Below are 9309 nucleotides of genomic sequence, written 5' to 3'. Positions count from 1 at the left end.
CTCGGCATCTCCAAATCCACTGTCAGCGAGATAGCCAGCTACGCGCGCGTGGCCGGCGTGGACTGGGCACTGGCCCAGAGCCTGAACGACGACGAACTCCAGGCCCGGCTCTACAAGCCACCCGTGGCGCGCGAGTCCCGGCACCTTGAACCCGACCACGCCCACATCCACCGCGAACTGCGCCGACCTGGCGTGACGCTGCAGTTGCTTTGGGAGGAATACCAGCAACAGCACAGCGGGCAGGCGTACAAGTACAGCGCCTTCTGCGAGAAGTACAAGGCCTGGGCCCGGCGCCTGCAGCGCTCCATGCGCCAGACCCACACGGGCGGTGACAAGCTCTTTGTGGACTACGCCGGCCAGACCGTTCCCGTGGTGGATGCTGACACTGGCGAGATACGCCAGGCCCAGGTCTTCGTGGCCGTGCTGGGCGCATCGAACTACACCTACGCCTGCGCCACCGCCAGCCAGAAGGCCACCGACTGGGTGGCCAGCATCATTAGCGCGCTGGAGTTCATCGGCGGCGTGCCCCGCCTGCTGGTGCCTGACCAGCCGCGCGCCCTCATGGCCCGACCCGACCGTTACGAGCCCACCGCGCACCGCCTGCTCGAAGAGCTCTGTGCGCACTACAGCCTGGCCGTGATGCCCGCGCGCCCGGCCAAGCCACGCGACAAACCCAAGGTGGAGGTCGCTGTGCAGGTGGTCGAGCGCTGGATTCTGGCCAGGCTGCGCCACCAGACCTTCTTCAGCCTGGCCGAGCTCAACCGGGCGATTGCCGCCTTGCTGGTGGACTTGAACCAGCGCGCGTTCAAGAAGCTGCCGGGCAACCGCACTAGCGCCTTCGCCGAACTCGACCGGCCAGCCCTGCGCCCCCTGCCGCCGGTGCGCATGCCCATCGCGCGCTTCAAACCCGCCCGCGTCAACATCGATTACCACGTTGAGCTCGATGGCCACTACTACTCGGTGCCCCACGCCCTGGTGGGTGAGCCGGTGGAGTTGCGCATCACGGCCGGCACGCTCGAAGTCCTGCACGGCAGCAAACGCGTGGCCGCCCACGCCCTCAATCCCCGACGGGGTGCACACACCACCACGCCCGAGCACATGCCGGCCTCGCACCGGGCGCACCTGCAGTGGACGCCGGCCAAGCTCATCGCCTGGGGTGAGCGCGTGGGCGCGGCCACCGCCGCCGTGGTGCGCTGGCAGATGGAGCACCGCCAGCATCCCGAGCAGGGTTACCGCTCCTGTCTGGGCCTCATGCGCCTGGGCCGTGAGTACGGGGCTGACCGGCTGGAGGCCGCCTGTGCGCGGGCGCAGTCGATTCGCTCACCGTCCTACAAGAGCATCGCCTCCATCCTGGGCTGCGGCCTGGACCAGCGGCCGCTGGATGCGCCGATGGCCGCACAGGCGAGCCTGCCGCTGCACGAGAACGTGCGCGGGCCGGGCTACTACCACTGAACTCCAACGTGCAAGCAAACCTAACAAGGAAGAACCATGCTCAACGAACAGACCTTGAACCAACTGCGCGCCCTGCGCCTGGACGGCATGGTGGCCGCCCTCAGCGACGCGGCCACCCACATCACGGCCAGCGAGCTGCCCTTTGAACAACGCCTGGCGCTGCTGGTGCAGCGCGAGGTGGACTGGCGTGACAGCAAGCGCCTGGAGCGCCTGTTGAAGGCGGCCCGCCTGAAGGTCTCCAGTGCCTGCCTGGAGGACATCGACTGGCGCGCCAGCCGGGGCCTGAGCCGAGAGGTCATCACCAGCCTGGCCGGCGGGGACTGGCTGCGCCATGGCCACAACGTGCTGCTCACCGGCGCCACCGGGTGCGGCAAGACGTGGCTCGCCTGCGCACTGGGGCAGCAGGCCGCGCGCCTGGGCTTCTCGGTGCTCTACACCCGCGCGCCACGGCTGCTGCAGGAGCTGCACGTGGCCCACGGCGATGGCAGCCTGGGCAAACGGCTGGCGCAACTGGCGCGGCTGGACCTGCTCATCCTGGACGACTTCGGCATCGCGCCGATTGCCGCGCACGAGCGAAACGACCTGCTGGAATTGCTGGACGACCGGGTGGGCACGCGCTCGACGCTCATCACCAGCCAGTTGCCGGTGACGGCCTGGCACGCCTGGCTGGACGAGCCCACGCTGGCCGACGCCATCCTGGACCGCATCGTGCACGGCTCGCACAAGATAGCCCTCAAGGGCGAGTCGATGCGCAAGCTCACCAAGGCCGTCTGAGCCGGCCGCGCCGACCGCCATTCCACGCTGATGGCGGACACTTCGGCTACGATTTGAGCGTCACTCAGGACACCCGCGCAACGTGTCCGCCATCGCCTGGAACGCTGTCCGCGATGGGAATGGAATCACTGTCCGCCATCAGTGGAATGCGCACCTGCCACGTCAGCTTTATGGTATCGCCTGGTCGCCCTTGGAATGCTGTAGGAGCGCGGTGTGGCCAGCCGTTCTTGGGCATCGTGCTGCATGTCTCCACACTGTGAGCAGGCGTTCCCAGACGGCGGCAGGCTGGCCTCTGAGCAGGTCCGCAACCGCGCCGAGATGGAAAGAGACTTGGGCGAGGCGCTTCGTCGCAGGCAATTTCTTCTGCACTACCAGCCACAGTTTTGCCTGCAGACAGGATCGATGAAGGGGGTGGAGGCCTTGATTCGCTGGCAGCATCCATATCGAGGCATGGTACCTCCGGGCGACTTCATTAAGATTGCCGAGGAGGGTGATTTGATCCACCAGATTGGCGACTGGGTGCTTCTTGAGGCGGCGCGACAGGCGCGGAAGTGGATCAACATGGGACGGAACATCAAGGTTTTGCTACCTTAGCGAAAATTTTGTCTCAAATACAAGCCTCTGCTAGGGGATCAATCATGATGATCCTGCTCTCGCTAACCAACTCCAGGTATTGATCAGGCTGCGGAAGAGGCAATCCATCACGCATCGTATTCAGGATGCGCCTCAAGAGCGCGTCCTGCGCTCCTCGAATGGCCCCCTCCAGTGACGCGTTTCGCGCTTCATAAATTTTCGCGTCAGATTGCTCTTGAAATTAAGGAATGCCTGCGTCCCGCCGCTCGTGTTTCGCCAGTAATTACAATGCGACCGACCCTGTTGACGCTTCGCAGATAAAGCGGTGTGATAGTGACATCCATTCGATGTCACCCGCATATGTTCGCAGAGATTGTCAGATCAATACCGATACCAATAGTTATGCTTGATGATGCACACTGCATCAAATACATGAACGAGGCAGCGAGCAAGATATTCGGCAAGTTGTTGCTCGGTTGCGCTTTCGAATTACTTCTGAAGGAAAGTAGAGACGCGGATAAACTAAGTGACTTCCTCGCAAAAACACAGCACGCCATGGATCTGACTATGGTGACAGTCACTGGCGAGGATTTGCCTGTCCTAATCACCAAATGGAATTCTGCAGCTGGGCCGATGATTCTTGTCTACCCCAAGACGGGAGCAACACCTGCAGCTCAGCTCTGGCAGGCCAATCAGTATGACCCCCTGACGGGGCTACCTAATCGGGATTTGCTGAGAGATCGAATCGATCAGTTCCTGAAACTCGGTAAGCGGCAGCAGCTCGCGAGCCCATTTGCGGTACTTTGCCTCGATCTTGACGGATTCAAACCGATTAATGACACCTACGGCCACAAGGTAGGTGACCACGTTCTACAGATCATCGCTCAGCGTTTGAAGTCTTCTGTGCGGGAAAGCGATACTGTCTCCAGGGTTGGTGGCGACGAGTTCGTTTGCTTCATGACCAATTTGCATGACATCGAAGATTCACGCGTAGTGGCATCGCGCATCTTGGATGAGGTGCTCAAGCCGGTGATAGTCGATGGTCATGTACTCGCCGTCAGCACCTCAATCGGTGTTGCATTATGGCCATCGGACGCTGAGAGTGTTGACCAACTGCTGCGGTTTGCTGATATGGCCATGTACACGGTGAAGCAAAGAGGCAAGAACGGCGTGGGTTTCTTCAATTCCAAGATGAACGAGCTGGCCCGCAAACGCGCCGAAATGGAAAGCGACCTACGGGAGGCCCTGAGACGCGGGCAATTCGTGCTGCATTACCAGCCACAGTTTTGCTTGCACACAGGTCGGATCAGGGGGGTGGAGGCCCTGATTCGCTGGAACCATCCTGAGCGCGGCATGGTCCCACCGAGCGACTTCATTCGCGTTGCCGAGGAGTCGAACATGATTCACCAGATAGGTGACTGGGTGCTTGTCGAAGCCACTCGCCAGGCGCGTCAGTGGCTCAACATGGGGCTCAACATTAAGGTAGCCGTCAACATCTCAGCACGCCAGTTTGTGGACACACTGCCCGCACGAGTGGAAGAGATTCTGACCAACTTCAAGTTGCCGGCTTCGATGCTGGAATTGGAGCTAACCGAGAGCGTTTTAGTGTCCGACTACGCGCGGACGGCCAGGTTACTTGAGGAGATCCGCGACATGGGGGTGCACACTTCGCTGGACGATTTCGGTACGGGCTTTTCCAGCCTGAACTATCTCAGCAGCTTTCCGCTGCGCACCCTCAAAATCGACCGCTCTTTCGTGGGCCCTACGCTGGCGCACTTTCAGCCAAAAATGATTCGTGCAATCTTGGCCATCGCCAAAGAATTCAACCTCTCCACACTGGCTGAGGGGGTGGAAAACCAGGAACAGATGGATGCTCTGCGAGAGATGGGCTGTGACTACATGCAGGGTTTTCACCTCGCACGGCCGATGCCGCCAGTCGCGTTGCACGCCTTCATCGCTGACTTCAACGAACAACTGAGCGAGTCACTGGTTACCTGACTAGAATTCAACGCTCTTGCCCACCAGGCCCGCTAATCCTCGCGGGCCTTTTTTTATGCGCTCAATCGAGCACGGTCATGGGGGAGTTGATGGCCGCGAGTGCTTGGTCCTTTGCCGAGGTGCTTGGCTTGGGTTCAGGGTTCGACCTCTTCAGCGGAGGGACGGGTTTTTTATTGCCCATGAGGACGCCCATGTCCACGAGGGCGTTCTGAATCAGGATCTGGTAACGCGCGTTGTAGTAAGGCGTTGCTGAGTGGTAGGCGCCGATGCCGAACCACGTGTTCCCGAACTGGTCCATTTTGCGGCGCAGGTGCCAGGCCGCGACGTAGGTGTTGACGCATGGGTCGAGGAGGGCGGATTTTGTTATCCCGTGCTTTTGCAGCTCGGGTAGGTGCACCGTGTTGATCCCGCCCAGCCCATGGTCCACGGTTGAATTGGAATTTCGGCTCATCACACCGGGATTGAAACCAGACTCCACGCGCATGATGGCCCGAAGCACATCCATGTTGACGCCGTGGAAGGTCGCTGCATTTTCGATGCACTGGTCAACGGCAAAACAGGCTGTGCTTGCGCTGGCCAATAACAGCCCGGCGCCGGCATTGCGCCATGAGGTTAGAGAGACCCGAAACAGCATGCTTGGACTATGCCACGCATACCAGTCTGGGTTCTGCCCCATTGATAGAAGCTAACGCCCTCCAGCATGCGTTCGTCCAATGCCCGGTTGCCAAGGGCACATCACGCAGCTGTCAGCGTAACGCACCGTACCCCCGCCGAATCGGTATTACATACCGTGGCTCCTATTTACTGCATGGGCGAACCCATTCCGTAACCCTCCAATTACCCGCCGCAGATAACCTAAATCCATATTACATGACCTGGCGTTTTATATGGGCGCCCATTGATAAACGTTTTGGCTCGAACTAGCACCTAATTTCCTTCTCATTTCCCCCTCACATCGTTCCTAATGCCCTTGCGGCCCTGCGGTCCCGCGTCTCCCAAAAGGGGGGTATTTAAGAGGGGTAGTTCAAGCACAACGCAGAAAGAGATTCACCAGGGGCTATCCTAAACTACTTCAGATGATGTAATATGGATTTACTTCATTCCTGCCCAGATATGCGAGTCCAAAATGCATCAAGACACGCCACTCTTTCATGACTCCGCCCCGGATAATCCAGCCCAGGTGTATGACCTGTGGCTCGCTCATAACAATGAATGCGCCACGTATGGCCGGGAAAGCATTGATGCAAAGCGCAGTACCAGCTACCGCATGATTTGGCAGGGTTGGCTGAAATATCTGGCCAGCCTGAATGAAGGGAAGGGCTGCGCTTGGTCCAGCGTCGATGCCGTTGATGTCTCCAACTTCCTGAAATCAGGTCTGCGTCGCAGCAAAAACCTCATTCCCACCAATACAGCGCAACGGCGGTACTGGCGCGTGCTCTCGCGCATCTACACGTTCGCGCACTCCAAGGGCTGGACGGCAGAAAATCCCGTCTTGGCCCTGGCCACGGCGGATGTGCCTGCCATTGAAAAGCCCAAAGGAGCCATCCTCACGCTTGGGCAGTACAAGGCATGCTTCGACTGTCTGCCGCCGCTCTACGGGACAGCCACGCAGGCGCGCGACCACACCATGGCGCTGCTGCTGCTCACCACTGGCATTACCCCGCAGGAAGTGCGTACGCTCTGCGTCCAAGATCTGGAACGCGACATGGCCACCGGCAAGGTCACACACGTGGCGATCACCGCTCAACGCTCTGATACCCAGCGTCGTCGGATCGCCGTCGATGAGCGCCTGGCCAATGCCCTGCTGTTCTGGCTCACCCAGCGCCACATGTTCAATAGCCTGCAGCGCGTGCGGCCGAGCAAAGAGGAGGCTCCAACCACTGCCGGCGACCGCCATCCGTTCACGAGGCTTTTCGTGTCTCAGAAATCACCTGAGGTCACCATGGGCACGCTGTTGCACGTATGCAAGCAGCTGATCCTTGAGGCCTGCAAGAAGGACCATTCAGATGCGCCTCCGCGAATCGGCCCCCAGGTCATTCGCAACACCGTGCTGACCAAGTGGCTCAATGAGGGCATCGGCATTCATCAGGTCACCCTCATGGCCGGATTGAAGAATCCAAAGGGCCTGCTCCATCTTGGAGATCACCTCAACCCCGAGGTGCGCCAGCACTTGGCCAAGTCCAATTTCAAGGATGATGAGGCCCCACCCATTCTCCAGCCATTGGCGGCTTGAAGACAAAGGTGGTTAGTTTGTTTGTTAGTTAGTTAGTTAGTTTGTACTGATCTGATAAAAGTACGCCCCAGCAGTTATGCTGCTGGGGCGACTTCTTACTGGACTGAAAGGTGAACTTGCTTACCAGTCCTAGCCAGCATATCGACCAATGAATCAATGGTGAACTTGCTGATATTCATCCAAGCTCCTTTGTTTTGCGGAGCTTTCCCTTGCAGATACAGCGTACCCGCAGGGTCATAAAAAATCACTTACCCGGTCGGCAAGTGTTCATGTCCACCCCAATTCCATCGCCCATGAAGGACAGCAGATAGGGAAGGGCGTTCTCAGCCACGATCATGCCCAGCACAAATGCCAGGCCAAAGCCTGCGGCCAGGACAACGGGCGAATCTTTCTCATCAAAACCGAACAGTGTCATCACTATCTCCAGGAGAAAGCGGACACTGCCCCTGCGGGAGTGCCCGCCAGGGTGGTTGAAGCCAAGCTGAAGCTTGGTTGCAGGATGGGCCTGCTAAGGGGTTGCACATGGCAACGACTGCACCGAGGTGCCAGTGCGACCATTACACCCCAAAGCCCGAACCACGGTCAACATCCCATAGGAAAAGCGCAGACATGACGCTGTAAACGACCCATACGGGTTGCGCTGCCCATCGCAACTTTGGGCGCAAATTCATAGAGTGGACAGATCTGACATCCACTCAGCAGCCCTTGTATGAAGCACCTCGTCGCCCCACTGGTCCTGGTTGGATCACTTCTAAGCACTCCAGTCGCAAGAGCCAACCCCTGGGAAGCTCAGATGGACCTTCTTGCGGCCGGCGCTGCTGCATCTGTCGTTCTTCACCAGGCTTGCACGGGCATCACCAGCGATGCTGTGCAAAAGGCCGCTCAGCGGCTCCGTGATGCCGCATTGACCATGGCAGACCCTGAGGGTGCCTACCTCTACGCCAGCAAAGCCTTTGAGTTGAAGATCAAGGCCATGTGGCAGTCCACCAGAGGGTCATGCATTGCTATGGACAGACTGAGAGATATCGCCGGTTCCACCTATTTCCAAATGCCTCGATAGTGGGCCTATAGCAACCAACGCGTATAACTGTCAACCACACACACCGACAATGAAACACATTACCGATCCCAACAAACCAAATCGCAGTTCGCAGAAAACATGGCGTGTCATGAAGGTCAACGGTGAAGAGCTAAAAATCCTTGGCTCTAACAGGCCGTTGAAAAAATGCTCATCGAACGCGCCAGGGTCGTGGATTTCGAAGAAGCGAGTCGTCCAGACGCGCCTACGAAGCGAATGCGAGGGCCATTTCGGCCTGTTTGCAGGCCGTTTTGCCCGTTTCGGGCGCACGTATCCCATGGCTCACGCATGATGCGCGTCCCACCAGCCGCCGATGCTGCCCATGCGCACAAGGTTGTAGGTGGCAAAGCACAGCAGCGCCTGGCCCGTGAGCTTGGCCTGACCGATCAGCTTGGTCTTTGCCAGACCACCGACGGTCTTGATCCAGCCAAAGGCCTCTTCGATGCGCTTGCGCACCTTCAGGCTGGTCTTGTAGCCCTCGTGCCGTGTCACTCGCGCATCCACCGCCGAGTGTTTGTCCTTGGCCGCCACGTGGGGCGTGACTTTGAGCTTTCTGCAGCCTTTGATGAAGGCCTTGCTGTCGTAGCCCTTGTCGGCACCGACCGTGGCCCGTTTGTTCCTGTTGCCCCGACGCTCCAACATGGCCAGCGCCGCCTCGCGCTCGGCCGTGCCGCTGGCGTGGGTGATCTCGACATCCACGATCAGCCCGTTGCGGTTCTCCATGAGGATGTGCCCCATGTGGCACAGGCGGGATTTGTCGCCCTGGCTCTTCTTGAACAGCCGGGCATCGGCGTCCGTGGTGCTCTCGTGGGTGTCGTTGCAGCGCTCCTGCCCCTTGAAGTCCACCTCGGGGTTGCGCCCAGGCGGCGTGCCGCTGTCGTCGTCTTTGCGCTTGAAGCTCTTGTGCGAGGCCCAGGCGTCAATGAGCGTGCCGTCCACGCTGAAGTGCTCGTCGCTGGCGAGCTTGCCCCACTGGGCACTGAGCTTGACGCGCTCGAAGAAGGCGCGGGCGAGGTCTTCGTTGAACAGACGTTCGCGGTTGGCGCTGAAAGTGGAGTGGTCCCAGACCTTGTCTTCGATGTTCAGGCCCACGAACCAGCGGTACAGCAGGTTGTAGTTGATCGCTTCGACCAACTGGCGCTCGCTGCGGATGGAGAACAGGATCTGCAGCAGCAAGGCCTTGAGCAGCATCTCCGGTGGC

At 59.4% G+C, this 9309-nt stretch carries 10 protein-coding genes; 7 read left to right on the top strand and 3 right to left on the bottom strand.

The annotated features are described in order from the left end of the window. From istA to BV908_RS21180, 4 genes are all read left to right on the top strand, one after another. Positions 1-1452, top strand: a 1452-nt coding sequence (gene istA, locus BV908_RS21195; RefSeq protein WP_103737366.1) for an IS21 family transposase, incomplete at its 5' end; no start/stop codon positions are given. A 36-nt stretch (positions 1453-1488) separates the two neighbouring features. Beyond that, the gene (gene istB, locus BV908_RS21190) at positions 1489-2226 is read left to right on the top strand and encodes an IS21-like element helper ATPase IstB (protein WP_011805003.1); all 738 of its coding nucleotides are present in this window, start codon (positions 1489-1491) and stop codon (positions 2224-2226) included. Positions 2227-2439: 213 nt separating this feature from the next. After that, entirely contained in the window at positions 2440-2820 is a 381-nt protein-coding gene (locus BV908_RS21185) for an EAL domain-containing protein (RefSeq protein WP_246867571.1), read from the top strand. Positions 2821-3159: 339 nt separating this feature from the next. Continuing rightward, positions 3160-4797 (top strand): EAL domain-containing protein, encoded by a 1638-nt coding sequence (locus BV908_RS21180; protein ID WP_103739152.1) that lies wholly within the window; start codon positions 3160-3162, stop codon positions 4795-4797. 61 nt (positions 4798-4858) lie between these two features. Here the strand turns inward: BV908_RS21180 and BV908_RS21175 are convergent, their stop codons facing one another. Further along, complete coding sequence (locus BV908_RS21175) at positions 4859-5431, bottom strand: lytic transglycosylase domain-containing protein (protein ID WP_172751423.1); 573 nt, start codon at positions 5429-5431, stop codon at positions 4859-4861. 492 nt (positions 5432-5923) lie between these two features. Between BV908_RS21175 and BV908_RS21170 the strand changes: the two genes are divergently transcribed. Continuing rightward, positions 5924-7030, top strand: coding sequence for a site-specific integrase (locus BV908_RS21170; RefSeq protein ID WP_103739150.1), 1107 nt, complete (start codon positions 5924-5926; stop codon positions 7028-7030). A gap of 244 nt (positions 7031-7274) precedes the next feature. Here the strand turns inward: BV908_RS21170 and BV908_RS22560 are convergent, their stop codons facing one another. Then, the gene (locus BV908_RS22560) at positions 7275-7445 is read right to left on the bottom strand and encodes a hypothetical protein (protein ID WP_172751422.1); all 171 of its coding nucleotides are present in this window, start codon (positions 7443-7445) and stop codon (positions 7275-7277) included. A gap of 378 nt (positions 7446-7823) precedes the next feature. Between BV908_RS22560 and BV908_RS21165 the strand changes: the two genes are divergently transcribed. Both BV908_RS21165 and BV908_RS22365 read left to right on the top strand, forming a co-directional pair. Then, complete coding sequence (locus BV908_RS21165; protein WP_103739149.1) at positions 7824-8090, top strand: hypothetical protein; 267 nt, start codon at positions 7824-7826, stop codon at positions 8088-8090. Positions 8091-8139: 49 nt separating this feature from the next. Then, a complete protein-coding gene (locus tag BV908_RS22365) occupies positions 8140-8400 on the top strand; it encodes a hypothetical protein (protein WP_146052312.1) in 261 nt (86 codons plus the stop codon). Here BV908_RS22365 and BV908_RS21160 read toward each other — a convergent pair. Next, positions 8391-9309 (bottom strand): IS5-like element ISDisp1 family transposase (locus tag BV908_RS21160; RefSeq protein ID WP_103737516.1); only part of this gene is annotated, 919 nt, incomplete at its 5' end. The genes BV908_RS22365 and BV908_RS21160 overlap by 10 nt on opposite strands.

It is taken from the genome of Diaphorobacter sp. LR2014-1 (genome assembly GCF_002916785.1).
Taxonomy (GTDB): Bacteria; Pseudomonadota; Gammaproteobacteria; order Burkholderiales; family Burkholderiaceae_C; genus Diaphorobacter; species Diaphorobacter nitroreducens.
Note: the sequence above shows the minus strand (reverse complement) of the source record. Positions and strands in the feature narration are given on the sequence as shown.